Source organism: Seonamhaeicola marinus (assembly GCF_008085455.1).
Genome location: NZ_VSDQ01000024.1, coordinates 1 through 241, shown reverse-complemented (window position 1 = coordinate 241; position 241 = coordinate 1). Strand labels below are relative to the sequence as shown.

At 35.7% G+C, this 241-nt stretch carries 1 pseudogene; it reads right to left on the bottom strand.

Features of this window, described 5'->3' with window-relative positions:
- Window positions 1-241: pseudogene (locus FUA24_RS00185) on the bottom strand (deoxyhypusine synthase family protein); the annotation flags it as partial.

Here is a 241-nt window from a genome sequence, read left to right as displayed (position 1 = left end):
TTTCTGAATTATCAGTGTACCAATTAGCCAAAAAGGTCATGTACTCAATACCTGATTTCATGGTGCTAGCTTTAAGTTCTCCTTTTAACACGTAGCTTGCAAAAATATTACCCATTGTACTGTCTTCCCAACCTGGGCAAACTATTGGTAAATTTTTCTCGGCAGCTGCATACATCCATGAGTCTTTCAAATCTATTTCATAGTATTCTTCTAACACACCCGATAATAGCATTTTATACAT